Origin of the sequence: Sphingobium tyrosinilyticum (assembly GCF_042654265.1) — a bacterium.
GTDB lineage: Bacteria > Pseudomonadota > Alphaproteobacteria > Sphingomonadales > Sphingomonadaceae > Sphingobium > Sphingobium tyrosinilyticum.
The window spans coordinates 363,000-386,947 of record NZ_JBHSFZ010000064.1; the positions used below are offsets into that span (position 1 = coordinate 363,000).

At 63.1% G+C, this 23,948-nt stretch carries 25 protein-coding genes and 1 tRNA gene; 5 read left to right on the forward strand and 21 right to left on the reverse strand.

Features of this window, described 5'->3' with window-relative positions:
• Positions 1–63: 63 nt before the first annotated feature.
• The 6 genes from ACFO3E_RS19290 to ACFO3E_RS19315 all read right to left on the reverse strand — a co-directional run bounded on the left by ACFO3E_RS19290 (position 64) and on the right by ACFO3E_RS19315 (position 5,479).
• Positions 64–291 carry a F0F1 ATP synthase subunit C gene (locus tag ACFO3E_RS19290; RefSeq protein WP_021240110.1) on the reverse strand — a complete coding sequence of 76 codons (228 nt, stop codon included), beginning with the start codon at positions 289–291 and terminating at the stop codon, positions 64–66.
• A gap of 52 nt (positions 292–343) precedes the next feature.
• On the reverse strand, positions 344–1,129 hold the full coding sequence (locus ACFO3E_RS19295) for a F0F1 ATP synthase subunit A (protein WP_066527920.1): 786 nt from the start codon (positions 1,127–1,129) through the stop codon (positions 344–346).
• 46 nt (positions 1,130–1,175) lie between these two features.
• Positions 1,176–1,499: an AtpZ/AtpI family protein gene (locus tag ACFO3E_RS19300; protein ID WP_066529369.1), complete on the reverse strand. Its 324-nt coding sequence runs from the start codon at positions 1,497–1,499 to the stop codon at positions 1,176–1,178.
• 175 nt (positions 1,500–1,674) lie between these two features.
• Complete coding sequence (locus tag ACFO3E_RS19305; protein ID WP_066527918.1) at positions 1,675–2,076, reverse strand: YdbL family probable chaperone protein; 402 nt, start codon at positions 2,074–2,076, stop codon at positions 1,675–1,677.
• The gene (locus ACFO3E_RS19310; protein WP_066527914.1) at positions 2,073–2,261 is read right to left on the reverse strand and encodes a YnbE family lipoprotein; all 189 of its coding nucleotides are present in this window, start codon (positions 2,259–2,261) and stop codon (positions 2,073–2,075) included. Before ACFO3E_RS19310 ends, ACFO3E_RS19305 begins: the two co-directional genes overlap by 4 nt.
• Positions 2,258–5,479, reverse strand: coding sequence for an intermembrane phospholipid transport protein YdbH family protein (locus tag ACFO3E_RS19315; protein WP_380807025.1), 3,222 nt, complete (start codon positions 5,477–5,479; stop codon positions 2,258–2,260). Before ACFO3E_RS19315 ends, ACFO3E_RS19310 begins: the two co-directional genes overlap by 4 nt.
• Before the next feature lie 131 nt (positions 5,480–5,610).
• Between ACFO3E_RS19315 and radC the strand changes: the two genes are divergently transcribed.
• Positions 5,611–6,306 (forward strand): RadC family protein, encoded by a 696-nt coding sequence (radC, locus tag ACFO3E_RS19320; RefSeq protein ID WP_066527909.1) that lies wholly within the window; start codon positions 5,611–5,613, stop codon positions 6,304–6,306.
• A gap of 48 nt (positions 6,307–6,354) precedes the next feature.
• On the opposite strand, the gene ACFO3E_RS19325 is transcribed toward radC, so the two are convergent.
• A complete protein-coding gene (locus ACFO3E_RS19325) occupies positions 6,355–7,701 on the reverse strand; it encodes a DEAD/DEAH box helicase (RefSeq protein ID WP_066527906.1) in 1,347 nt (448 codons plus the stop codon).
• Positions 7,702–7,825: 124 nt separating this feature from the next.
• Complete coding sequence (locus ACFO3E_RS19330) at positions 7,826–8,260, reverse strand: hypothetical protein (protein ID WP_066529367.1); 435 nt, start codon at positions 8,258–8,260, stop codon at positions 7,826–7,828.
• Between the two features lie 77 nt (positions 8,261–8,337).
• On the opposite strand from ACFO3E_RS19330, the gene ACFO3E_RS19335 reads away from it, so the two are divergent.
• The 3 genes from ACFO3E_RS19335 (at position 8,338) to ACFO3E_RS19345 (ending at position 11,059) form a co-directional block, all read left to right on the forward strand.
• On the forward strand, positions 8,338–9,777 hold the full coding sequence (locus tag ACFO3E_RS19335; protein WP_380807028.1) for an FAD-binding oxidoreductase: 1,440 nt from the start codon (positions 8,338–8,340) through the stop codon (positions 9,775–9,777).
• 132 nt (positions 9,778–9,909) lie between these two features.
• Positions 9,910–10,698, forward strand: a complete 789-nt coding sequence (locus ACFO3E_RS19340; RefSeq protein WP_066529366.1) for a SapC family protein — start codon at positions 9,910–9,912, stop codon at positions 10,696–10,698.
• Positions 10,699–10,984: 286 nt separating this feature from the next.
• Positions 10,985–11,059 (forward strand) — tRNA-Glu (locus tag ACFO3E_RS19345).
• Positions 11,060–11,080: 21 nt separating this feature from the next.
• On the opposite strand, the gene ACFO3E_RS19350 is transcribed toward ACFO3E_RS19345, so the two are convergent.
• The 13 genes from ACFO3E_RS19350 to ACFO3E_RS19410 all read right to left on the reverse strand — a co-directional run bounded on the left by ACFO3E_RS19350 (position 11,081) and on the right by ACFO3E_RS19410 (position 23,132).
• The gene (locus ACFO3E_RS19350; protein WP_066527900.1) at positions 11,081–11,830 is read right to left on the reverse strand and encodes a prepilin peptidase; all 750 of its coding nucleotides are present in this window, start codon (positions 11,828–11,830) and stop codon (positions 11,081–11,083) included.
• Positions 11,827–12,549, reverse strand: a complete 723-nt coding sequence (gene gspN / locus ACFO3E_RS19355; protein WP_066527899.1) for a type II secretion system protein N — start codon at positions 12,547–12,549, stop codon at positions 11,827–11,829. The genes ACFO3E_RS19350 and gspN overlap by 4 nt, the downstream gene beginning before the upstream one ends.
• A complete protein-coding gene (gene gspM / locus ACFO3E_RS19360) occupies positions 12,546–13,031 on the reverse strand; it encodes a type II secretion system protein GspM (protein ID WP_380807033.1) in 486 nt (161 codons plus the stop codon). The genes gspN and gspM overlap by 4 nt, the downstream gene beginning before the upstream one ends.
• Positions 13,031–14,140 (reverse strand): type II secretion system protein GspL, encoded by a 1,110-nt coding sequence (gspL, locus tag ACFO3E_RS19365; RefSeq protein WP_066527881.1) that lies wholly within the window; start codon positions 14,138–14,140, stop codon positions 13,031–13,033. Before gspL ends, gspM begins: the two co-directional genes overlap by 1 nt.
• Positions 14,137–15,126 carry a type II secretion system minor pseudopilin GspK gene (gene gspK / locus ACFO3E_RS19370; RefSeq protein WP_066527879.1) on the reverse strand — a complete coding sequence of 330 codons (990 nt, stop codon included), beginning with the start codon at positions 15,124–15,126 and terminating at the stop codon, positions 14,137–14,139. The genes gspL and gspK overlap by 4 nt, the downstream gene beginning before the upstream one ends.
• Positions 15,119–15,790, reverse strand: a complete 672-nt coding sequence (gene gspJ / locus ACFO3E_RS19375) for a type II secretion system minor pseudopilin GspJ (RefSeq protein WP_066529364.1) — start codon at positions 15,788–15,790, stop codon at positions 15,119–15,121. Before gspJ ends, gspK begins: the two co-directional genes overlap by 8 nt.
• A 68-nt stretch (positions 15,791–15,858) precedes the next feature.
• Positions 15,859–16,248, reverse strand: a complete 390-nt coding sequence (gene gspI / locus ACFO3E_RS19380) for a type II secretion system minor pseudopilin GspI (protein ID WP_156518489.1) — start codon at positions 16,246–16,248, stop codon at positions 15,859–15,861.
• Entirely contained in the window at positions 16,241–16,696 is a 456-nt protein-coding gene (locus tag ACFO3E_RS19385) for a GspH/FimT family pseudopilin (protein ID WP_257784375.1), read from the reverse strand. The genes gspI and ACFO3E_RS19385 overlap by 8 nt, the downstream gene beginning before the upstream one ends.
• A 25-nt stretch (positions 16,697–16,721) precedes the next feature.
• Positions 16,722–17,300 carry a type II secretion system major pseudopilin GspG gene (gspG, locus tag ACFO3E_RS19390; protein ID WP_335675690.1) on the reverse strand — a complete coding sequence of 193 codons (579 nt, stop codon included), beginning with the start codon at positions 17,298–17,300 and terminating at the stop codon, positions 16,722–16,724.
• 9 nt (positions 17,301–17,309) lie between these two features.
• Positions 17,310–18,527, reverse strand: a complete 1,218-nt coding sequence (gene gspF / locus ACFO3E_RS19395; RefSeq protein ID WP_066527873.1) for a type II secretion system inner membrane protein GspF — start codon at positions 18,525–18,527, stop codon at positions 17,310–17,312.
• Positions 18,520–20,064 (reverse strand): type II secretion system ATPase GspE, encoded by a 1,545-nt coding sequence (gene gspE, locus ACFO3E_RS19400; RefSeq protein WP_269465830.1) that lies wholly within the window; start codon positions 20,062–20,064, stop codon positions 18,520–18,522. The genes gspF and gspE overlap by 8 nt, the downstream gene beginning before the upstream one ends.
• Before the next feature lie 69 nt (positions 20,065–20,133).
• On the reverse strand, positions 20,134–22,311 hold the full coding sequence (gspD, locus tag ACFO3E_RS19405) for a type II secretion system secretin GspD (RefSeq protein ID WP_066527867.1): 2,178 nt from the start codon (positions 22,309–22,311) through the stop codon (positions 20,134–20,136).
• On the reverse strand, positions 22,308–23,132 hold the full coding sequence (locus ACFO3E_RS19410; protein ID WP_066527864.1) for a type II secretion system protein N: 825 nt from the start codon (positions 23,130–23,132) through the stop codon (positions 22,308–22,310). The genes gspD and ACFO3E_RS19410 overlap by 4 nt, the downstream gene beginning before the upstream one ends.
• Positions 23,133–23,298: 166 nt before the next feature.
• Here ACFO3E_RS19410 and ACFO3E_RS19415 point away from each other — a divergent pair, with 166 nt between their 5' ends.
• Positions 23,299–23,946: a prolyl hydroxylase family protein gene (locus ACFO3E_RS19415; protein WP_380807039.1), complete on the forward strand. Its 648-nt coding sequence runs from the start codon at positions 23,299–23,301 to the stop codon at positions 23,944–23,946.
• The last annotated feature ends 2 nt before the right edge of the window (positions 23,947–23,948 follow it).

Genomic DNA, 23,948 nt, shown 5'->3' on the forward strand with positions numbered 1-23,948 from the left:
GCCGTCAATTTATGCGGGCGGGCGGATCGGCTCAAACCGTCCTGCCCGCCCGCCAAGCGGTTGTCAGGCCACGAACACCAGGATCATGGCGATAACGAACGCCAGCAGACCCAGAAGTTCGGCCGCGGCGAAACCGATGAACAGGCGGCCCTGCTGGCCGTCAGCGGCGCCCGGATTACGCAGCGCGCCTTCCAGGAACGATGCGAACACGTTGCCCACACCGAGCGATGCGAGACCCGCACCGATGGCAGCCAGGCCAGCACCGAGCAGCTTTGCGGCTTCTGCGTCCATGTCGTAAACTCCCTTTTCTAAACTTCAGATAGTGTGGAAAATTCAGGAAAACTTAGTGCAGGTTCTCAGCGTCGTTCAGGTAAACTGAGGTCAGCAGAGCGAACACATAGGCCTGGATGACAGCGACCAGCACTTCCAGCGCGCTGATTCCGATCATCAGGATGAAGCTCGCCGAACCGACCGTCAGGCCGTAGCCGACGCCAGCATTCGAGCTGTTGATGACGAACCCGGCCAGCACCTTCAGCAGAACGTGTCCGGCGGTCATCGCAACGAACAGTCGCAACCCAAGGCTAAACGGCCGCACCATGAAGGACACCAGTTCGATCGGGAAGATCACCGGGATCATGGGGAGCGGCGTGCCGTGCGGCACGAACAGCGAGAAGAAATGCAGCCCATGCTTCCAGAAGCCGACGATCAGCACGATCGAGAAGCTCAAGATCGCCAGCACGCCCGTCGCAGTGAAGTGGCTGGTAAAGGTGAAGGGATGCAGGCCGATCAGGCCGAGCGGCAGCAGGCCCAGCAGGTTAGCCAACAGGATGAACATGAACAGCGAGAAGACATAAGGAATATACTTCTTGCCGCCCTCGCCCACATTGGCGATCAGCAGGCTCTTGATGAAGCCGGTCATATATTCGACCGCCATCTGCCAACGACCGGGAACCAGTTCGCGCTTCAGACCGCCGATTACGAAGATCCACAGCACCACAGCAGCAGCCACCATATAGAGCGCACTGTTGGTGAAGGCGATATTGTAGCCGCCGAGCGACAAGTGATCCGTACCGAACAGCGGTTCGATCGCAAACTGGTGCATCGGATCGATTTTGCCGGATTCTGCCACGTTGACCCCTGTAACGTCTGGTATTCGGACTAAGACAAAAGCGCCCCTATTCGCCGGGACGCTTCGTCGTCGTCAATCTGATGATGTTCCTGAACGCCACCACGATCCCAAGACCGAGGAAAATGAGCAGGAGCCATGGGGATGTCCGCAGAAAGTAGTCCAAAGTCCCACCAACCACGGCACCGCCAACAAGACCACCGATCAGTTCGGCGAGAACCCTGTTGCCCAGGCGCGATCCATCATCGGCCTGCTGCTTGGTGGTCCCCTGTCTGACCTTTTCGGCTCGTTCGGCCTTTGCGATCCTCTCCTCAAGAGAAGTGATCCGCGCGTCCTCATCCGCCGGGTCTTGCCCGGGTACATCCGCTACCATGGCCATTCCTTTCCGTTCAGGCAGATAAGCCAACGTCAGGCGGCATGGCGCGTGCGACTGCACCCGTCAAGGCGCGGCCCGTTTAGAAAGGGCTTTCGGGATAGTCAACCGTAGTTGGCACCAGAATCACCCTGCCGGACGAAGCAACGGAAAAACTTCGTCAATGATCGGGAATCTATCCCGCGGTCGCGCAATAGGTAGGAAGTGAAATCGGCGCTGCGCCCTTGGTTTGCCAGGGCCCTGCGCCCACACGATAGACCTGCCCCTGCTTGACCCGGCTGCTGAGAGTTTGGCATCCGGTCGCGGCGGCAACGTCCTGAACCGTGACGCCGCGCTTGCTGGCAAGATCGGTATAGGCGGCCCGGCGTTTGATGTTGATCGATTCGACTTCCGATCGCACAGCGGCGCTGACCGAACCTGCGATGCCAAGATAGCCATCCGCCTGTTCGCCGACCGCGCCTTCAGCCAGGGCCGATGCCACGGCGCCCGACTGCGCGCGGGCAGGCGCGCTCACGACCAGCCCCGTAGCCAAGGCGAAAACCGCACCAGCGGCGATTATCAAAAACTTGCGTGTCATTGCGGGAACAACTCCGGGTTATTCTGAATAAGGTCCTTCGCGTCACGTTGAAGGCGGACCACCACTTCCTGCTGAACCTTCACATTGAGGTTGATTTCGATCGGCTTGTCCGGTGCCTTCACCTGGATGCAGCCCGACAGGGCTAAACCGGCGAAACCCGCCGCCAAGATCGCTTCTCTCTTCATTTCTGCTCCCTGTTTCCCACAGTGTCGCTTTCCGCAGGCTTAACTGCAATCCCCTCGCGAATCTTCTCCTGCATCTGGTCTCCTATGCTGTTCTGGATAAGTGTCGTGGGATCGATAAAGGACTTCGCCGTACCCAGCAGCCCCCGGAAGGGCGCGGCAATGCGAACGTTGAAGATGAAGGGCAAGCCCGTCAGATTCCGCGCCATGCCCGCCGGAACATTGCCCAGCTGGCCGCGATTGACGCCATTGAAGACGACATTGGTCACCATCTCACCATCCAGAGCGCCGTCCATCAGGATGGTAAGGCATTTATACTGCAGATTCTTGAGCGCATCGAAGGCGAGCCGCCCCATCACACCCAATTGTTCGTTCGACACGGGGCCGACATAGGACAGCGTGCCCGACTGGCGGGCTGGATCGCAGGGGATCGTCGGCAACACCCCTTCAGGCATGATCAGCGGCGGCATCCCCTGCTGCCTTGCGACCAGAACGCCGCCTGCGACGCGACCGCCCTGAGCATTGAAGATCAGCGGCATGATGCCGTCGAACGTGCCGGTGGCGGAGATGTTTTCAAGCTCCATCGTCTGGATGAAGGCGCCCGCGTCTAGCCCGATGACCCGGAAGGTGAGGTAGCGATCGACATCATCGCTGAAATCCATGGTGGTGGGAAGGAGGACCAGCTGCCCGCCAGAGAAGGGCCAGCCTCCGCCTTCGATATGCACTTTTTGACCCGTTTCGATGCGATAACGCACGACGCCGTCCCGCACTTCCACACCCGGGTTGACCATTTTGATCCGCACTTGCTGTCCGGGCGCGCTGACCAGCCCCAGCAAATCGGTGAAGCGCAATTCGCCCGAAAGTCCCTCGACCGGGCCGAACGCAGCCGCCAGATTGGCATTGTCCGTCCGGAACAGGCCGTCGCTGGTGACCGTTGTTCCGTTCCACCGGATATGCCCTTGCCCCGTGACGGTGCCATTGACATTGGCCACAACGCCCAACGCGAGGCGGGTCACGTCCTCAGGCTGCAGCGTGGGGCCAAATACCAGCCCCGGCACGATCAGGTCGGCCTTGCCCCTTCCGGAGCCGAGATCATGAGCGATGTCGGCGCGTGCCACGACCGCGTCATTGCGCGGCGCCCGCAACGTGCCCGTAGCCGCAACCTTGCCGTCACGCAGGCTGAGCGCAAAGTCGGGCACCCTCAAGCGCTCGAACCGCGCTGGAGACTGCGCGTCGCGTACCATGATCGCAGCCGCCAGCTTCAGCGTTCCCCGAGCAAAGCTCCACTCTCCCGCGCTATCTTCCACGATCAGGGGAACGCTGCCGATCCTGGCGCCCGCACCGGTCACCTTGCCATTCAAGCCCTGCGCCAGGCTCTTGCCCACCAGCGTTTCCGCCGTGAACCGACCTGGCGAATCTTCGGTTCCGATCGCCAATTCGGCGCGCGACAAGGCAAAGCCACCCTGCCCCAAGTCAATCCTTGCACGGTCGGCGGATAGGTGCATTGGGCTTTGGCCGCTGCGGCCACGCAGATCGAGGCCGCGAATCTCCGCGCCCGCTTGCATCCCTGCTGGGCCAGTTGCGAACAGCGCGCCACTGCCGATGGGACATAAGGTCTGCCTCGTCCGCCCGATGGAGAAGCTGCCGTAGCGCGCCTCCTCCAGAGCCAGCGGCACGCAGCGGCGATTGATCGCAATCGCACCATTGGCGCTCACCTGCCCCTCTATCGGCGCAACCAATCCACGCAGCCGCCCACCGGGCAACGGTCCATCCAGCCTGACGCTCGTCGAAAAACGCGTATTGCCTTGAGGGCCAGCGACAAACCGCACCGGTTCCAACGCCAACCTCGCATTTCCCGCGGTATAGGGATCAAGGAACAACTGCCCGCCAAACCCTCCGCCGGGCCGCCGTGCCAGCCGAAGCGCGCCGCTCGGCAGACCGCCACCCCCGGTGGTGACTGCGCCGTCCAGCGCCCAATCGATCCGGGCCCCAGCTTTGCCCGGCCAGGCGATAGTCACCCGTCCGTCGCCTGGGATCATCACCCGCGCCCCGCTCCGCGCCTCAAAGCGTGTCCCGGTGATCACCACGCTGCCGCCCTTCCCGCGTCGCGAAAAAGCGAGGCTCGTCTGCAGAACATTTTCCTCACCGGACCGCCGCACCGCATCGGCTAGTCGTGTTGCAAGAGGCGCCACTGGCGAGCCTGCGGCCGACCGCCTCAACCCGGCCAGCGGATCACGGCCAGCAAGACGCACCTGATGCGCGGAAAGCCGCCCCTGAGCCTCTGCTTCACCCTTGCCGATCTTCCAACCGCCGATAATCTCCGAATTTCCCGCCAAAACGCCTGCAATCGACAGCGCGGACGCATTGATCCTCGCGCGCCCGGCCGTGCCGGCGGCGCTGCCGTCAAAATCTATTCTCCCCGAAGGCTTGGCCAGCACAGCGCCGCTGGACTTCAGCGCTTCGCCGGCCAGCATGACATGACCGTTCCACCGGTCGAGCGCCTTTCCAAGCCATAGGTCCAAGTCCGCCTGCGGCTTGGCGATGGCAGTTGCGCTGTCGGGGCAACCAAGCGCCGTCGCTCGCGCTGGGCCGGAAAGATGCGGCCGCTCATTGCGGATCGCGACGTCAAGCAACGCGGTCATGCCTGCCATGCTGCACCCCGCGAAGGCAGCGCGTGGCATGGCGGCGGCGAGACGCCCGCTGAACCCCGACCGCAGATTGCCCTTGCCATCGACCTGCATGCCAACCACGCCGGCATCCGTGTCGAGCCTTATCCGCGCGTCGTTCAACGCCATCCTGATATCAGGCAGGCTGAACGGCGCTTTGGACGCAGGATCGCGGAACTTGTCGAGTTCGCCAAGACGAAGCATGCCGTTCCGATAAGACCCGTGCAGACGAACACCTCCAGCCCTGACCGCCGCGACATGCGGAGAAAGGCCGGTGAAGGCGAGGTCCACTTCAACCCACCGCGCCGTCAGATCAGGATTGGCCGGGTCACCAAGGACGATATTTTCGATCCGCTGCGTGCGGAGGCCAATGTCCTTAAGGTCATAGCTGGCCTGCACGCCCCGGCGGTTCATCTCTCTACCAAGGAAATTCTCGGCGATCGGGGCACGCTGAGTCCATAGCGCCACAAGGATGAGCGCCAAGGACCCCGTCCCCACGCCCAGCCAGCGCAGCCAGCCCCGGCGAAATTCCTCTTCGCCGTCCTCAACTTCCATGCTTATGGCCAACCCCGGCTTTCAACCATTATTCCGTAACGCCTGCATAACGTCCAACACCCTTTAAATATCCTTGCCCGATATTTGCGCAACGCATAGGTCGATCTCTCTGAACGGGGGATGAGAAGGCTTTGGCGGATAGGGATGTTGCAGTCAGTCATGACGACGCGGGCCACCGCGCCCGGCTGCGGCACAAACTGGCGGACAGCGGCGGCGACGCGCTGCACGACCATGAATTGATCGAATATCTGCTCGCACTCGCCATTCCCCGGCGCGACACCAAGCCGTTGGCCAAGGCGCTGCTGCGCGAATTTGGCGGCATCGGCGGCCTCATGACCGCCGATTGGCAGGCTATCGCGCGAGTGCCGGGGATGGGCGATACCAGCATCGCAGCAGTCAAGATTGTGCACGCTACGCTGTTGCGGATGCTGCGAAACGAAGTGGCGCAACGGCCGGTATTGGCAAGTTGGCAGGCCCTGCTTGATTATCTGCGCGCCGACATGGCCTATCTGCCTGTGGAGCGAGTCCGGGTCCTGCACCTCAACAGCCGCAACATGTTGATCCGTGACGAACATATGGGTGACGGATCGATCGACCAAGCGGCCATCTACACCCGTGAGGTCATCCGCCGCGCCATCGACCTTGGCTCCTCAGCCCTTATCCTGGTTCACAATCACCCGAGCGGCTCCCCTGAACCCAGCCGTCAGGATATAGAGATCACCCGCCAGATCGCCGAAGCGGGCAAGCGGCTCAGCATTGCCGTGCACGATCATATCATTATCGGATCGCAGGGGCATAGCAGCTTGCGAGCGATGGGGTTGCTGTAGGCCCAAAACTCCGGACTGTTCACTGCCGTCGGGTGAGGAAGGTTGCGTTCAGCCCACGAAACCCACTGACAAGAACTCCGGCACTGGGCCATTCCAGCCCTCATCCGGGCTTTCTTCCACTGGTTCTGCACGACGCGGCCGCGCGCCATTGCCGTCCTGCCGAGCCGAGCGTGGTTCTTCCCGACGCCGGTCATCGCGGCGCTTGCCGGACTTGCGCTCCGCGCTCCGATCGCCTTCTGCCCGCCGCGGCTCTTCGGCCTTGGCCTCTGGTGCCGTGGCCTCAGGAGCATTGATCACCTCGATCTTCTGACCGATCAGCTTCTGAATATTGTCGATCGCCTCCGCGTCCTCGGAGGTTACGAAAGTATAGGCGACACCCTTCGCCCCCGCGCGGCCGGTGCGGCCGATGCGATGGACATAATCATCGGGATGCCATGGCGCGTCGAAGTTGAACACATGGCTGACGCCCTTGATGTCCAGCCCGCGAGCGGCGACGTCTGATGCAACCAGGATGTTGACCGTCCCGGCCCGGAACCGCTCCAACTCGGCAATGCGCGCGGACTGGTCAATATCGCCGTGAATCTCGCCGGACTTGAAGCCGTGGCGTTGCAGACTCTTGTTCAGGTCGCGCACAGTGGTCTTGCGGTTGCAGAAGATCACCGCGCTCAGCACATCCTCGGCTTCCAGCATCGCTCGCAGTGCGTCGCGCTTCTTGCGCGAATCGACCTTCACCAGCCGCTGGGTGATGTTGATCGATGCGGTTGCCGGTCGGGCCACCTCGATCGACTTGGGATTGACCAGGAAGCGGTCGGCCAGCTTCTTGATCGGCGCCGGCATTGTCGCGGAGAACAATAAAGTCTGCCGCTGCGCGGGCAGCTTGGTGCAGATTTCCTCGATATCCGGGATGAAACCCATGTCGAGCATGCGGTCGGCTTCGTCGATGACCAGCATCGAACAGCCGTTTAGCAATATCTTGCCGCGCTGGAACAGGTCCATCAGGCGGCCGGGCGTCGCAATCAGCACATCGACGCCCTTTTCCAGCGCTTTGAGCTGATCGCCCATCTGCACGCCACCGATCAGCAGCGCCATGTTGAGCTTGTGATACTTCCCGTATTTCTCGAAATTCTCGGCAACCTGCGCTGCCAACTCACGCGTCGGCTCCAGAATGAGCGAGCGCGGCATCAATGCGCGCGCGCGGCCATGGGCCAGAATGTCGATCATCGGCAGCACGAAGCTGGCGGTCTTGCCCGTCCCCGTCTGGGCGATGCCGATAATGTCCTTCATCATCAGCACGGGTGGGATAGCCTGCGCCTGAATCGGCGTGGGCGTGTCATATCCGGCCTCGTTGACGGCCTTCAATAATTCATCGGAAAGGCCGAGATCGGCAAAAGTCATTCAGTTGTCCGGGACACAGAGGCTATCCGCAGCATATCGAAACGCGTCGGAAATCGCGCGCGCCTTGCTGAAATATCGCCATCTTGTCAAGAAAATCGCGCATCAGACGCGTTTTCCCACCGCCTTAATCCTCGGGTTCAGCCTCTTCCAGCCGCTTGAAACTGCCTATCACGCAGCTGAGCCCGCTACGCGCCTGCAACTCATCCCGTCCCGAACATAATGATCCATCATCGTCTGGCTCGACATAGAAGCCGGAATAGAATCCCATCGAACTGCAACCACGCTCCAATCGTGCGCGATAGCGGTGATTGTCCGCCAGCAGCAGATCAACGCCATTCTCCACAACCACGCTAGCTGAACGAATCGAGCGCAGGGCAATGCAGCGCGGCCCTTTCTTCTCCTTCCAGGCACGGCCTGCTTGAGGCGCAAGACGCGCAGGCGCCCTGCCCTTCTTCGCCATCGGAACACGGATGATGACCCGCTGCTCGATCGTCATCTGCGCCAATTGCACGGGCTCTCCGAGCGGCGCGACGAGAAGCAGCAGAACGGAATGAAGCAAATCGAACCCCTTTTGGGGCGGCACGCTATGGGCCGGTGGTTGAACCGTCGATGAATTCCGGGGCATAACATCGTCCCATGATAGGACAAGAGATCATCGACCGGTTTAAGGCGCTGCTCGGCCCTAAAGGTGTTATCACCGATCCGGACGACGTCGCCCCCTGGCTTACCGACTGGCGCGGGCGCTTTCATGGAAATGCGGTCGCCATCCTGCAGCCGATCAGCGCGGAGGAAGTCGCAGCAACCATCACCCTTGCTGGCGAACTTGGCGTTCCCTTGGTGCCGCAGGGCGGGAATACGTCTATGGTGGGCGGCGCCACGCCTCCCCCAGACGGATCGGCGCTGATCCTCTCACTGCGCCGGATGAATCGTATTCGCGCCCTTTCAGCTGATGACAATCTCGCGGTGTGCGAAGCAGGCGTCATTCTTGCCACCCTGCACGACGCGGCCGATGCCGCCGAACGCCGCTTTCCGCTAAGCGTTGGCGCTAAGGGCTCTGCAACGATCGGCGGGCTGATATCGACCAATGCGGGTGGCACGCAGGTCTTACGTCATGGTACCATGCGCGCGCTCGTGGAGGGGCTTGAGGCTGTTCTTCCCGACGGCAGCGTTTTCCATGGTCTGGACGCCCTCAAAAAGGACAATCGCGGCTACGACATCAAACAATTGCTAATCGGAGCGGAAGGGACGCTGGGCATCATCACCGCCGCGTCGCTGCGGCTTGTCCCCGCCATTGCAGCCCGCGCGGTGGGCTGGGTGGGCGTTCGTTCCCCCGCCGATGCGCTTGCCCTGCTCCGCCTCGCCGAAGCGCGGCTTGGCGACAGCGTCGAGGCTTTTGAGATCATTGCAGATGATGGCCTGGGCCATGTACTTTCTCACATTCCCGGCGCCCGCTGCCCGATCGAAACGCGCACGCCCTGGCATGTCCTCATTGAGGTTGATCATGCTGACCTGTCCGATCCCGGCCCGGCCGAGCGGCTCGAGCAGGCCCTGGCCGAGGCGCTGGAGGACGGGCTCGCCATGGATGCGGCGATCGCCGCCAACGAAGCCCAGGCCGCCGCTTTCTGGCGCATCCGCGAATCGCTGTCGGAGGCAGAACGTGCGCAGGGGCCGGCGCTGCAATATGACATCAGCGTTCCGATTGCGCGCATGCCTGCCTTCATGATCGATGCCGCCGCGGCAGCCGAGCGCAGCTTTCCAGGCACCACCGCTTCGTCCTTCGGGCATCTGGGGGACGGCAACGTCCACTTCCACGTTCGCGCGCCCAAGGGCACAGTGGATGGCCCCGCCTGGATCGCTGCAGAAGGTCAGGTCATCAACGCCTTCGTCCATGACGCGGTCGTCGCGGCGGGCGGCTCTATTTCGGCTGAACATGGCATCGGCGAAATGAAGCGAGCGGAGCTTGGACGGCTCGCCAGCCCCGCGCGGCTGCACGCCCTGCGCGCGATCAAGGCCGCGCTCGATCCGCAGGGGCTCATGAACCCGGGTAAGCTGATCCCTCGCCCCGACGAAGGTTGAGGCAGGAAACCGCCGCATAGCGAGCCGACAAAGCGATTGCCTCGCCTGCCCAAGGTCTTTATCGCCCTCATCCAGTTTTTAGGAAAAGCAGCGCCTACGCATGCGCTGTTTTTGACAGAATGGAACAGCATCATGGCTAGCGCGCCCGCGAACAATCTCCCCGTCTTTTATAATGACCTGCTGCCGCTCAACAGCGTCGATCATGCGAGCTACCGCAGCCGGACGGTGGAATCTGCGCCCTTTCTCACCAACCAGCATGCCGTCCCGCTGACGGTCGATGAATTTGTCGCCGCGCAGCGCTTCGTGCCGATCATCTTTTCCGCTGGCGAAGAGGCCGTACCGCTGGCGCTGATGGGCCTTAACGAAGGCGTCAACACCTTCCTTGACGATGAAGGCAAGCTGCGCGGCCCCGCCTATGTGCCCGCCTATGTCCGCCGTTATCCCTGGATGCTGGCGAAGCTGCGTCCCGACAGCGATGAACTTTCGCTCTGCTTCGATCCCACTAGCGAGGCCGTTGGCGAGTTCGAGGAAGGTCAGCCGCTGTTCGAAGACGGCAAGCCCACCGAGTTGACCCAGGGCGTACTCAAATTCTGCGAGGATTTCGAACAGGCTGCTGCCCGTACCGGTCAGTTCATGAAGGACCTCAAGGAACTCGACCTGCTCATGGATGGCGAAGTCGCCATTCAGGTTCCCGGAAACGATCAGCCTTTCGTCTATCGCGGTTTCCGGATGGTGAACGAAGAAAAGCTGCGTGACATGCGCGGCGATCAGCTCCGGAAAATCAGCCAGAACGGCATGCTGCCGCTGATCTACGCGCATCTCTTCTCGCTGCAGTTGATGCGCGAAGTGTTCGAGTCTCAGGTCGCGCAGGGCAAGGGGCCGATTTCCGTCCCGGCCACACCCCAGCCTGCCGAGGCCTGAGCGGATAAAGCTAATCCATATCAACATGCTATGGAAAAGGTTTCCGCTTGCCACTTGAAAGTGGCGGAGACCTTCTTTATCTTCCAAAAATACGGCGCACCTGCCCCCCTTTCGGGTGTGTCGTATGGGCGCCTCCCCCTTTGGAGGCGTCTCCTCCCTGAACCTTGGCCACCCCATGTAATACATGGGGTGGTTTTTTATTGGGTCGATGCGCTCCGCAGTTTCGCTTGACGGCGGACGTCTGCGATCTTAGATGCCACCGCCTGCCAGCCGCCAATGCGGCCTCGGCCCCTTCGTCTAGCGGTTAGGACGCGGCCCTCTCACGGCTGAAACACGGGTTCGATTCCCGTAGGGGTCACCAGCGGTTCGGGACGAACTGCCTCTATCTGATCATCACCGACACCCACCAGCCCGGCAGCGCCGCCAGGGCAAGGCAGGTGCCCAGCGGCACGCGCGTCGTTCGATCGATTGATCGCCCCGCCGCGATGCTCGCCACCACGGCCGTGAGCCCAAGACTCGCTGCCATCAGCAGGATGAACGGCAGGGCTTGCCAGCCAAACCACGCGCCCAGCGCGCCCATCAGCTTGGCGTCACCCAATCCCAGGCCATCCCGCCCCCGAGTCGTGCGATAGACGAGCGCCACCGCCAGCAGAGCGGCATAGCCGCCCGCAGCGCCGATCAGTCGACTGGTCAGGGTTACATCGGTGACCCAAAGGCCAAGGGTCAGCCCAAGAAAAATCAGCGGCAGCGTCAGCGCGTCGGGCAACCAGAAGTGCCGCCAATCCAGCACCGCCAGCGTCAGCAGCAACCAGCCAAGCAGTGCCCACCCAGCACCAGCCAGACCTGGCGCCACCCCGCATGCAAGAGCGCCCACGATCGCACACCCCGCCTCCATCCGCCCATGGAGCGGATCGATCGCCGCGCCGCAGCTTCGGCAGCGCCCACGAAGCATTAGAGTGCTCAGCATCGGGATCAGGTCAAGGACGCCCAGCACCCGGCCGCAGCCATCGCAAGCCGATCGCCCGCGCGCCACCCCGCGTCCCTCGGGCCAGCGCAGCACCAGTGTCCCGAGAAAGCTGCCCGCAATCGCGCCCGCCACGCTACCCAGCACGGCCCACAGCGGATCGATCACAATGTCCCTTCAACCTTCAGCAGCCGCGCGCCGCCCACACCGGCGAAACCCGCCTTCCCCAACGCGTCTGTCAGCCCCGCGTCAGCCGTCTCGACCCGCATCTCTGCGACGTAACGGCCCGAGCGCCAGATACGAAGGTTAACCTTCTCCAAACCCGACTGGCTGACCAGCGGCAGCAGCAAGGCGTCGCCGTCACAACTGACTATGCCTGACAGCCCTTGGGACAGGTTAAGGCCGGGGAACTGTCCGGCTATCTGCGCGCGGACCCGCCCTTCGGCATGGCCGCAGCGATCGCCGGAGAAATAAGCAGTGACATCCTCCATGATCAGGCTGCCGATCGGCAGCGGAGCGAAGCTTCTACCCAGCGGCACTGCGCCCGTCACATCATCGATGCCGATACGTCCAATGCCTGCGGTCAAAGCACCGCTCAGGTCATCCGCTGCCCCCTCCTGCCGCCAAATATCGATCCGCGCGCGCCCCATCAGCAAGGAGATGGGCGAAAGCGCCGCTCGCACCGGCCCGACCGGCATTGTGCCTAGCATCAGCTGATCGATGCGACCGTTCCAGATCGATCCTCGCACATCCCGCGCCGCCACGCCGACCCGCTCCAACCCCGTCAGCCCAAGCGCGATCCGCATCGGCATGAACAGGATCAGTCCGAAGAAGAATAGCAGGATGAGGACGATGCGCGTCCTCGGCGACAATTGCAGGCCCATCATCGCCCTGCCCCTTGCACCAGCACCGCCTGCACCGAAACGCTGCCCGCGGTCGCCGCAGGCCGCGCACTCATCGTTTCCACGCGCACGCCCTGCGCCTCCAGGGCCGCGAGCCAGGAAAAGAGCGCGACCGGCCTGACCGACGCCATCGCTATCTCGATCCGCCCCGCCCCTTGCGCCTGCGCCCGCTCCAGCGTGAGCCCCGCCTCGCCCGCGCTCTGCCCAACAAGCTGATCGATCGTCGTTCCCGCACCCCCGGCATAGGCCCCGCGCGGCAGCGTCTTGAGCAGCTCGACCTTCGTCCGCAGCGCCGCGTTGCGATCCGTCGCCTCGATCAGCGCGTCATGCGCCGCGCGCTGCGCCGACGACAGCGGCCGCATGACGCCCAGCCAGAGGAAAACCACGGCCAGCAGGGCAAACATCACGCCCAGCATCCATTGCTCGCGCGGCGACCGCTCACCCCAAAGTTTCAGCACAGCATCCATTATGATCGCACCGTAACGTCGGCCAGCGCCCGCCCACCCGGATCTTGCGAAGGCGTCGCCGTGATGGTGAAGCCCGCCCCCTGAAGCCCCAGCAACACCGCGTTGATCTCCTCCACCTTGGCCGCAGCCAGTGTCGCGCGGATCATCCCGTCCGGCTCTCGCGAAAGCGCGGTCAGCGAGACCGCAGGCGCATCCTGCAAGGCGCTGAGCAGAGCGGCGACGGGCGCCGTAAAGGCATAAGCCCCCGCGCCCCGCGCTGCCAGTTGGCGCTCAATCTCCGCCTCCGCCTGATCCAGATCGCCCGCACCCGGCGCCACCTGCCGCGCCAACGCCAGGCTCTGCGCATCAATGTTGCTCGCCGCCACATGCTGTCGCACTACGCCGATCAACGTGATCAGCAGGCTCGCTAGCAGGATCAGCGCGCTCCACAAAAGAATGCGTGCGATCGTCCGTTTGTCGACAGTCCGGCGCACCCTTTTGGCGAAATCGCACTGCCGCATGTCCAGCGGCGGCCGGGCCAGCGCCGCAACGGCCCGTTCGACCAGCTGATCCGGCAAAACCTGCTCCATCACCGCATCAGCAGGCAGGATCAACGCCAGATCTCCCGCAAGGGCGACGTCCTTCCCTCTCAGCAGCCGTTCGCCGGCCAACTCGCCGTGCGCCACGCCCTCGACCGGCTCTGGCAGCAACAATGGCGCGGGCACGATGATATCCGGGTCCAGTCCGTGATGCTGCGCCCAAAGCAGCCAATGCTGCATGTCGCTCCGCGCCGCTACCGCGAGGATATGGGGAAGAGCCGGGTCATCATTTTCATTCGCCGCGGCAAAGAGCTGGTCGGCAGGAACAATGGCTCCCCCCAGCGCCGCCAGCCGCGCGGCCGCCCGCCCCTGCCGTGGGGCAAGCTCGGGATAAACTGCCCAATGCAGTGTCACCAGGCCCGCTGGCGGGACCAGCATCACCACAGCGTCAGCGGGCAAAGCCGTAAATCCGCAGGCGGCGAGCCAATTGGTGCCCGTCCCACTCTGCGCCACGGCGCCATCGGCGACGCGTATCCAGAACGGCTCACCCTGTTCGGGCAGCGCCAGGATCAAGCCATCGCGCACGCTCACGCGCCGCTTCCCCAGCTGCGGCGGATCAACATTGCCGGGCTCTGCCGGGCATCGATCAGCGCCCGTTCCACAACCTGCGTTCCCCCAACGTCCACCGTTACTTCCACCCCGAAAAATCCTGTCGTCAACTTGACCTGATTGGCCGCTTCCTCAAGCGGATTGATACCTTGGCTGGCGAGCGGCGCCCAGAATTGCACCGTGCTGCCGTACCCATCGGCTGGCCGCTGCGCCAGCAATTGCCGCGCCTGCGCCACGCTCACCTGCCCCTGCAGCAGCATGGCGAACAACACCGCCTGATCGGGCAGCAACGTATTGATGTTGATCGGCGATAGATCCGCTGTCGGCAGCGCGCAGACCCACGGGCGCGCCAGATCGTAAATGGCGGGCGTCACGCCATGGACCGCCCGCAATTCGCTGGCGTCGATCATAAAGCGGTTGGCGGTGCGGTAGGGCCGCGCCGCCTGCACATAGGTCTCATCCTCCGCTCCGCCCGGCTGCGGCACGTTGTCACTGTCGATCCAGTCGCCCAGCGACGCCGCCGCCACCTGCGCCTGCCGCGCATCGACGCCCAGGGTCTGCAAGAGGGCCTGGAATTGCGAGACACCGACCGGGCGGACCTTCAGATTGGCCTCATTCTCACCGGCCACCACGCTGTTGAGGTTGAAGCAGTTGCCTGCATCGGTCACCCGCGCCGCCGCGACGCCACCCGGCACGGCAACCGGCTGGGGCGTTCCCATCCAATTGCCTGCGAGCGTCGTCTTGCCGGGATTGGCGGAGACGAGATCGCCTATCCGCAGACGCGCAATCTCTGCCCCTGCATCCGCGAAGGCGCGCGCCTGGTCGACAGCACCGCCATTGCCCGTCATTCGTGTCGCCAGCGCCAGCCGCTCCAACGCCGTGGACGCAACGACAGCCATCACCGCCACCAGCAGCAGCACCGTCAGCAGGGCCGCACCCCGCTCCCCCGATTTGCCAGGATCAGCCATTGGCAGCCTCCTCCTGCAGCTTTTCCGCAGGGCCCGGCCCCACCAGAAAGCGCAGGGTGACCGGCGGCTCGCCTGTGCGTGTCACCGTCATCTCCAAGGCGCGCGGCATCAGGTCAGGCTGCGTTGGCGTCCATTCGTCCCGCCATTCGCCTTGCCCGTCGCGGAAGCGCAGCGCGACATCATCGACATTCTCCAGCAACGCAGCAGGTTCGTCCCCCGCCGCGCCATCAACCTGCGCATAGGTCCGCCGCTCCAGCCTTCCCTGTCGCACCCAATATTCGACCTTTTGGAGCGATGGCCGCGGCAACTCGCCCAGATTGTCCCACCCGCCCCTGACGAACTGCAGGACTGGCGCCGCCTCTCCCTCTCGGTGCGACCAGAAAGCAGGGGCCAGCGTGCCGGCTTCGGTGCGGCTGATCCGCGGAACCGCTTGGCCCAGATCGGCGGCCAGAGCGCCGCCCGCACGCTGCACCGCCGCCATATCGTCCAGCCGCGTCTTGATCTGCGCCTGCGCCGACACGCTGTTGCCCAACAACAATACCCCCGCCGCCGCTATCATCGCGAAGATCATCAGCGCGACAAGCAGCTCGATCAGGGTGAAACCCTGCTGCCCACCCCCGTTCGTTTCGCGCGAAGCCCGTCCTGAGCATCGCCGAAGGGCCAAGAAACGGATAGTGCATGCACCACCTTCATCACCTCTGCTCGAAACGAACCAGGGGAGCGGCTGCCCAATCACTGCACCACTCGCACAAAGCTCAGCACAACAGGCGAAGCGCCGCCCTGCCCATCGACGGTCAGATTGACCTGCAACAGCCGCTTGTCGTCCATAGCTCGGACTTCGCGGTTCCAGCGCCAGCGCCGGCCGCCATTATCGACCTCCCCCTGCTCGCTCCCAACCGCGGGCGGAGCGGGATCGGTCTGCGTCTCGACCATCAGGTTTCGTGCGACAATCTGTCCCAGCGCCTTGCTGTCGAGGTCGGCCGCCGTCCGCAGCGTCACGCCCTGCAACCGGACGAGAGCCAATGCCGCCAGGCTGAACACGGCCAACGCGACCAGCATCTCCAGCAAGGTAAAGCCGCTCTCCGCAGCGCGACGACATTGCGGACGAACGCCTTCAGCCACCGACCATGACCTTTCCAGCCATATCGACGGTCACGGCCACCCGCTCCGCCTCGCGCGCCAGCGTCACCGTCATGGCGTCCGTCGGCAGGCCCGTGCCATCAAATCCGATCTGCTGCCGTCCGTCCTTTCCGACCAGCGCGCGCGTGCCCGTCTTCCAATTGGCCGTGACGAATGGCTTGTCTTCCAAAGGAACCCATTGCGCGCCTTCACGGCGCTGAAACCCATAGCCTGAGGCCGAAACCCACACGCCCATCGGACGGGCCGTCACGACCGCTTCGTCGCGCGCGGCGGCAACGCGCGCGGCAAAGCGGTCGGCGTCTTCGATCACGCGCCCGCGCGGGTCCGGCATCGCCAGGATCACCGTAGCGGAAATGAAGCCGATGATCGTCAGCACGACCATCAGCTCGATCAAGGTAAACCCTGCATCCCCGCTTCCGTCCCTATTCAACGAAGCCGGGAAAGAGGAGCGCAGCTCAAAGCTCGCTTGAGTAGATATCGGCATTTTCATTGTCGCCGCCCGGCTGACCGTCCGCGCCTAGAGAGCTGATGTCGAACGCTCCCTTCCGTCCGGGCATCGCATAGCTGTAGGACCTGCCCCACGGATCATTGGGCAGCTTCTTGATGTAACCGCCCCGCCTGTAGCGTTGCGGCTGAGGCAAGGAAGCAGGCGGGCTGATCAGCGCCTGCAGTCCATCGGTCGCAGACGGATAGGTGAGATTGTCGAGCCGATATTGCTCCAGCGCCTGCTCGATGGTGGCGATGTCCGCCTTCGCCTTCTCCACACGCGCCGTGTCCGTCGCCGGAATGACGTTGATCGCCACGATCGTCGCCAGCAGGCCGATGATGACGATGACGACCATCAGTTCGACGAGCGTGAAGCCGCCTTCATGAATCCTCCCCTCCCTTCCAAGGGAGGGGTTGGGGGTGGGTAGCGAGCGGAGCGAGCTTAGCGCCTGTCCAAACTGACGCAGGCGCTGCGTGGCGTACCCACCCGCTGCCTTTTCCTTGAGAGGGAGGGACGTATTTGAGTCACGCTGAAGTCGAAAAACCATAAACACTCCTCAAGCCCCCGTAAGACTCTGCAATTGCAGGATCGGCAGCAGGATGGACAGGATGATCACGGCGACGATTCCGCCCATCAGGATGATGATGACCGGCTCCAGCATCGCAAGAGCCGCTGAGGTGAAGCTGTCAAACTCCCGCTCGAGATATTCGGCCGCCCGCTCCAGCATCGTGTCCAGTCGCCCCGCGCTCTCGCCGCTCGCCGCTAGATAGACGAGCAGCGGCGGAAACACGCCCGCCCGCCGCAAGGCCGCCGATAGACTCCCGCCGCCGCGAATAGCCTCGACAATCTCTTCCGAAGCTTGCCGCAGCACCCGATTGTGGACGGTCTGTGTGGTAAGCGACAGCCCCTCCATCAACGGCAGGCGGCTCGCCACCATGGTGGACAAGGTCCGCGCCATCCGCGCCGCATGCAAATCGCGGATCAATCGTCCCAACAACGGTAGCCGCAGCAACCCGGCGTCAAAGCGATAGCGGAAACTTTCGACCTGCAGCGCCCTCCAGAAGCCAAGCGCCGCGACCCCGATCAGCATCGCCAGCAGCCACCAATAGCCCGCCAGAAAGGCTGAAATTCCCATCACCATCCGTGTCAGCAACGGCAGATCCTGTCCCACCGTATCGAACTGCTCGACCACTTTGGGCACCACGAAGATCATCAGCGCCGCGACCACGCACACCGCAAAAGCGGCAAGCACGCTGGGATAGGCGATCGCCGTCAGCACCTTTGACCGGATGATAGCCTGCCGCTCCATCAGATCGGACAGGCGCTCCATGATCGTCGGCAGGCTCCCCGAGCTTTCACCCGCGGAAATCATCGCGCGGTAAAGTGGAGGAAAACTTTTCGGTTCCGCGCCCAGTGCGTCCGCTAACCGCCGTCCTTCCAGCACGCCCGAATGGACCTTACTGACGATGGCGCGCACATGCGCCTGCTCACTCTGCCGCCCGATCGTGCGCAGGGATTCCTCCAGCGGGCTGACCTGGATCAGCGTGGACAGCTGACGAGTGAACAGCGTCAGTTCCTTGGCCGACAAGCGCGGTGCGCGCAGCGACAGGCCCGCCCGCTCCGCAGCTTTTTCGGCAGCGCCCGGCTCGATCCGCACGATAAACAGCTTGCGCCCGTCCAGCCTGGCGCGGGCGTCATCGATCGTGTCGGCCTTGACCTTGCCTGACCGCTCCTTCCCTGCGGGATCGATGGCGATATAATCGAACTCAGCCATCGGCGATGGTTTCCACCTCCGCCGCGTCGCGCCGCGACACGCGAATGGCTTCTTCCGCCGTGGTCTGCCCATCGCGCACCAGCGCGCGCGCCGCCGACCCCAGATTGGGCGCGTTCAGGAAGGCGTGGCGCGCGATCAGCGATTCGTCACCGCCATCGTTGATCAGGCGACGGATCGTATCGTCCACCCGGATCGCCTCGAACACGCCGATCCGGCCCTTATAACCCGTCCCGTTGCACTCCTCGCAGCCGCGCGCGCGATAGATGATCGTTCCGGGATCGAAACCAAGTAACGCACTCGCCGACTTGTCCGCCTGCACCGGCTCCCGGCAATGCTGGCACAGCCGCCTCACCAGCCGCTGGGCGATTACCGCGCGCAGCGTCGATGCCAGTAGAAATGGCTCCACCCGCATGTCCCGCATCCGCGTGATCGCACCCACCGCGTCATTGGTATGCACAGTGGACAGCACCAGATGCCCCGTCAGCGACGCCTGCACCGCGATCTCCGCCGTCTCACGGTCACGGATTTCACCGACCATCACCACATCGGGGTCCTGCCGCAAGATCGCCCGCAACCCCGCCCCGAAGGTAAGGCCCACCTTGGCATTGACCTGCGTCTGCCCGACACCCTCCACCGCATATTCGACCGGGTCCTCAACGGTCAGGATGTTCCGGGTCCCATCATTCAACTGCCTCAGGCCCGCATAGAGCGTCGTCGTCTTCCCCGACCCGGTCGGCCCGGTGACCAGAATAATCCCGTTCGGTTCTTGCAATCCTTCACGGAAAATTCGATCCGCTGCCCCCGCCATGCCCAGCAGGTCCAGGTTCATGCCCGCATTCTCCTTGTCGAGAATACGCAGCACTACCCGCTCCCCGGCCCTGCTCGGCAAGGTCGATACGCGCACGTCGAGCAGCTTGCCGCCCAGCGTCAGGCCGATACGCCCGTCCTGCGGCACGCGCCGCTCGGCAATGTCGAGCCGCGCCATCACCTTGATGCGGCTGACGACCACCGGCGCGACATACGGCGGCATGCGCAGCGTCTCCCGCAGCACGCCGTCAATCCGCATCCGCACGACCAATCCGGTCTCATAAGGCTCGATATGAATGTCCGAGACCCCCTGCCGGGCCGCCTCCGCAATGATGCCGTTGATCAGCCGGATCGCTGGAGCATCGTCCGCGCTGTCGAGCAGGTCATCCGCCGTCGGAATGTCGGCAGCCAGAATGTCCAGCTCGTCCGCACCCACATCAAGCGACCCCGCCATGGCCGCCGCGCTACCCTCCATCGCATAATGATCGGACAGATGCCTGTCGAACTGCACGCCATCGACAAACCGGACGTCAAAACTGCGCGCAAGATGCCTCCGCACCTCCAGCAACACACGCGGATCACTCCCCTCGCGCACAGCGATAGTCAACCGCTCGCCGTCCAGCGGCAGCATGACGACGCCATGCCTGCGCGCGAAGACATAGGGAATATCCACGGCGCGCGGGGCATAGTGCGGCGTGATCTCGGAATGATCGGACGCGGGTTGGCTCACCCTATCCTCCACTCGGACGGGACTTGTTGAAACCAGAGAAGCCCAGGGCAAACGGAGGTCGAGAAAGGATCACCGCTCCCTCCCACTAATCGGCGCACCCACCGGCCGCGCCACGCTGCTTGACTGGCGTGAGGTGGGCTCGATCACCTCTGCCGCAGGCTGCACCACCGCGTCGCCCGGCTGTGGCGCAGCGGCAGGCGGCTCTGCCCCCATATAGTCGCGCACCAACTCGTCGATGCTCGGCTCTACATCCGGATTGCGCCGCAACTGCATACCGCGAACATAGCCATAGCGCTGCTGCGTCAGACGCTGCGCATCCTCCTTGGACCGCAGGATGGTCGGCCGGATGAAGACCATCAAATTCGTCTTGGTCCGGCTCTTCGAACGCGATTTGAACAGTTCGCCAAGACCCGGGATGTCGGACAGCAGCGGAATGCGCTCGATCGTCTTGCGCTCATTGTCATCCAGCAGACCGCCCAGCGCCAATATCTCGCCATCATCGACCGTCACGGTCGTCTCGATCTCGCGCTTGTTTATGATGAGGTCGCTGTTGTTGTTGCTGACAGGCCCCGCAACGCTGGATACTTCCTGCCTGAGGAACAGCTTGATCGCGCCGCCGGTATTGATTTGCGGCTTCACCTCTAGCTTGATGCCCACATCCTGCCGCTGAACGGTGCGGAACTGATTATCGAAATTCTGGCTCAGCGCTTCGCCAGTTGTGATCGGCACCTGCTGCCCCACCAGGATCGACGCCTTTTGATTATCCAACGTCATCACCGAAGGGGTGGACAGAATATTGCTGTCGGTGTCGGACCTCACCGCGTTGATAATCGCGCCGAAAATCCCGTTGCGGCCGATCTGCGTCGCAACTCCGCCGAAACCGCCGGTCGCGTTCATAAGGCTATCGACAGCTGCCTGCTGCAATGTGCTGGCCAAATTGCTATTTTCAGTCGTGGTCGTGGTCGTGGTCACCCCGCCGTTGACGACCGTCGTCGTAGTCTTGCCAAGTTCGTTCGCCCCAATCGCCCCCGCCAGCGTCAACAGATTGGGCGAGGCGTTGGAATAGTTGGTGGCGGCAAACCCCGTCTTGGTGCTGCCGATCAGGAACTGGACGCCCAGCTTCTTGGCAGCGGCATCGCTGATTTCCACGATGATCGCCTCGACTAGAACCTGCTCGCGCCGCGTATCGAGCTGGCGGATTGTTTCGCCCAACATGCGCTGCACGTCGCTGTTTGCCGCCACGATGATCGCATTCGCGCCTTCATAGCGAGTGACGATCGCTGGCCCCCGCGTCGAAATGCCACTGCCCGACGGCCCATTCGACACCATAGCAGCAGGCGCCGCAGGAGGGGGAGCCGCTCCGTTTCCCGCGGCCGGGATTGACGAGGCCACCGTTGAATTGCTGGATTGCCCGACCAGTTGTTGCAGCACAGGAAGCAGCTTTTCTGCATCGGCATGTTCCAGCCAATAGACGCGGATCTCAGTCCCGCTTGCCGCCTGCCTGTCCAGGTCGCGCGCCATCTGCGCCAGCCGCGCCACCGTTCCGGCATCGCCCCGGATCGCGACAGAGTTGCTGCTGTCGATCGGCACGATCGTCGCGGCACGCTGCGCGCCTTCTCCGCCGCTTTGCACCAAAGCCTGGAGCGATGTCGCAATCTCACGCGCCCCAGCATTACGCAGCATTACCGTCTGGGTCGCCGCTGTGTCGCGGTCGATCCTGGCGAGAACCTGCCGGATACGCCCGATATTGTCGGCATAGTCAGCCACCACCACGCTGTTCCCGGCGCGGTTGGCGGTTACTGATCCGTCCTTACTCACCAACGGCCGTAGCGTCTCGAGTGCGCTCGCCGCGTCGATGGAGCGCAGGCGGAACACCTCGGTCACAAATTGATTGCGGTTGGTCGCTCGTCCCACCACGCTGGGTTGTCCCGCGGCGCCATCAGCGGGCTGAATACGATAGGCTCCGCCCGGCGCTGGCACGGCGACAAGGCCGTTCGCGCGCAGCGTGGACAGGAAAATTTCGAAATATTCGGATCGAGATAGCGGCCGGTCTGTCACAACCGATACCTTTCCCTGCACGCGATTGTCGATGATGAAGGTCCGCCCCGTCACTCGCGCAGCATCCTGAATGAAGGCGCGAATATCCGCGTCCCGCACGTTCAGCGTCTGCTGCGCCAATAGCGGCGAAGCGATCGGCGCCGCTAGAGCAAGGGCCATGGAAGCGGAAAGGAGCAATTTTCTGGTCATTGGCCTTGCAGGGTAAGATTGATCGTCGAAAGATTTGCACCACGCTCGACCGTCAGGGAAATTCGTGCGCCCGGCATGATCTTCCCTTGCAGCGCCTGGAGATCGCTTGGCGATCCCACCGGTTGGCCATCGACCTGGGTAATGATATCCCCAGACTGAAAGCCTGCGTTCTGAAATGCCGGTCCGCGGGCGGTCAAGATAAGTCCCGTGATGCGACCATTCTGCATCCGCGGCGCAAAGCCGATGTCGCGCTTAAGGGCATCGGCGGTGGGATTGTCCATGCCGGGAATGGCAAGCGGCGCTCCGCCGTCGCCCGGAGCGGCCGAGGCGGATGCGGGCTGGGACTGATCGAGGAAGACCTGCTCCTCCGCGCCGCCTCGGTCTATCGTGATATGGTCGAACGCCACTGCCTTCAGCACGACGCCAGGCATTATCTCCTCACCCACGGCGAAGCTGTTCTGCACACCATCCGGGCCCGCCACAATCGCCGATCCTAGCCCTGATCCCTCATTTAACCGGATGCCATAGACCGTCAGCGCGAGCGAAGTAACGACGCCGCCGCCTGCCGCCTGCTGCGTACCGGCCCGGTAAAAAGGATCGAAGCCGGAGAATAAGCTTTGCCGCGTGGCCATGGAGGGAAACTGCGCCTGCCGCCCTTCCCAAGGCCCAAAGCTGCCTACCGGTGTGAGCACCGCCCACAGCAATCGCGCGCACTGCAGGGCAAGCAGGCCGAGCAGCAGCTTCTCGACAACACGCAGCCAATCGATGGGCGCCAGCCGGTTGCCAAAGCTCTGAATATTGTCGCGAAACGGCACGCGCATGAACCTGGTAGTCCCCCTTAATACCGGCGCCTGCTAGGAAACTGTTTTTACTGCTGGATGACAGATATGTGGCCTATCCATGACAGCGGCAATTCGCAAGCGACGACGCTTGCAATTCGAGCGTCGAGCGATAGCAAGAGGACGACTTTTCGCCTCGGGGCCCATTATGTCACACCGACCCATCCCTCAGGGGGCCGATGCCGACCCCGCCTGGATCGCTGCCCATCCCCAAATTCAACGCGTGCCTAGCCGTGATCTGACGCTGTTCATCCGGCGCAACTTCCTCAGCCCGGAAGAATGCGCGGGCTTGATCGATCGCATTGAAGCGAGCCGTCGCCCCTCGACCATCGCAGACACCAATGGCGACACGGGATTTCGCACCAGCGAAACCTGTGATCTGGATCGCGCCGACCCCTTCATCGCCGCCATCGACGAAAAGCTCGCAGCTTTCGCCGGTATCGATCCTGTTTATGGAGAGCCGATCCAGGGGCAATGTTATGCCGTTGGTCAGGAATTCAAAGCTCATACAGACTATTTCGAGCCCTGCGGCATCGACTTCGAACGCTATTGCGCGGTGGCGGGCAACCGCACTTGGACGCTGATGATCTATCTCAACCAACCTGCGGCCGGCGGTGCCACGCGCTTCGTCAAAATCGGCAAGACGGTTCAGCCTGAAACCGGCAAGCTGCTCGCCTGGAATAATCGCCTGGAGCCCGGCAAATATAATGGAGCCAGTCTGCATCACGGCATGAAGGTGCGCAGCGGCGTCAAGCACATCATCACCAAATGGTATCGCGAGCGCCGCTGGGCCTGATG

Excerpts from the sequence above, each read along its gene's own strand:
- ACFO3E_RS19290 (WP_021240110.1), bottom strand. The coding sequence starts at position 291 with ATGGACGCAGAAGCCGCAAAGCTGCTCGGTGCTGGCCTGGCTGCCATC.
- ACFO3E_RS19300 (WP_066529369.1), bottom strand. The coding sequence starts at position 1,499 with ATGGTAGCGGATGTACCCGGGCAAGACCCGGCGGATGAGGACGCGCGG.
- ACFO3E_RS19305 (WP_066527918.1), bottom strand. The coding sequence starts at position 2,076 with ATGACACGCAAGTTTTTGATAATCGCCGCTGGTGCGGTTTTCGCCTTG.
- ACFO3E_RS19310 (WP_066527914.1), bottom strand. The coding sequence starts at position 2,261 with ATGAAGAGAGAAGCGATCTTGGCGGCGGGTTTCGCCGGTTTAGCCCTG.
- ACFO3E_RS19315 (WP_380807025.1), bottom strand. The coding sequence starts at position 5,479 with ATGGAAGTTGAGGACGGCGAAGAGGAATTTCGCCGGGGCTGGCTGCGC.
- ACFO3E_RS19325 (WP_066527906.1), bottom strand. The coding sequence starts at position 7,701 with ATGACTTTTGCCGATCTCGGCCTTTCCGATGAATTATTGAAGGCCGTC.
- ACFO3E_RS19335 (WP_380807028.1), top strand. The coding sequence starts at position 8,338 with ATGATAGGACAAGAGATCATCGACCGGTTTAAGGCGCTGCTCGGCCCT.
- ACFO3E_RS19340 (WP_066529366.1), top strand. The coding sequence starts at position 9,910 with ATGGCTAGCGCGCCCGCGAACAATCTCCCCGTCTTTTATAATGACCTG.
- gspN (WP_066527899.1), bottom strand. The coding sequence starts at position 12,549 with ATGATGGGCCTGCAATTGTCGCCGAGGACGCGCATCGTCCTCATCCTG.
- gspM (WP_380807033.1), bottom strand. The coding sequence starts at position 13,031 with ATGGATGCTGTGCTGAAACTTTGGGGTGAGCGGTCGCCGCGCGAGCAA.
- gspK (WP_066527879.1), bottom strand. The coding sequence starts at position 15,126 with ATGGCTGATCCTGGCAAATCGGGGGAGCGGGGTGCGGCCCTGCTGACG.
- gspG (WP_335675690.1), bottom strand. The coding sequence starts at position 17,300 with ATGGTTTTTCGACTTCAGCGTGACTCAAATACGTCCCTCCCTCTCAAG.
- gspF (WP_066527873.1), bottom strand. The coding sequence starts at position 18,527 with ATGGCTGAGTTCGATTATATCGCCATCGATCCCGCAGGGAAGGAGCGG.
- gspD (WP_066527867.1), bottom strand. The coding sequence starts at position 22,311 with ATGACCAGAAAATTGCTCCTTTCCGCTTCCATGGCCCTTGCTCTAGCG.
- ACFO3E_RS19410 (WP_066527864.1), bottom strand. The coding sequence starts at position 23,132 with ATGCGCGTGCCGTTTCGCGACAATATTCAGAGCTTTGGCAACCGGCTG.
- ACFO3E_RS19415 (WP_380807039.1), top strand. The coding sequence starts at position 23,299 with ATGTCACACCGACCCATCCCTCAGGGGGCCGATGCCGACCCCGCCTGG.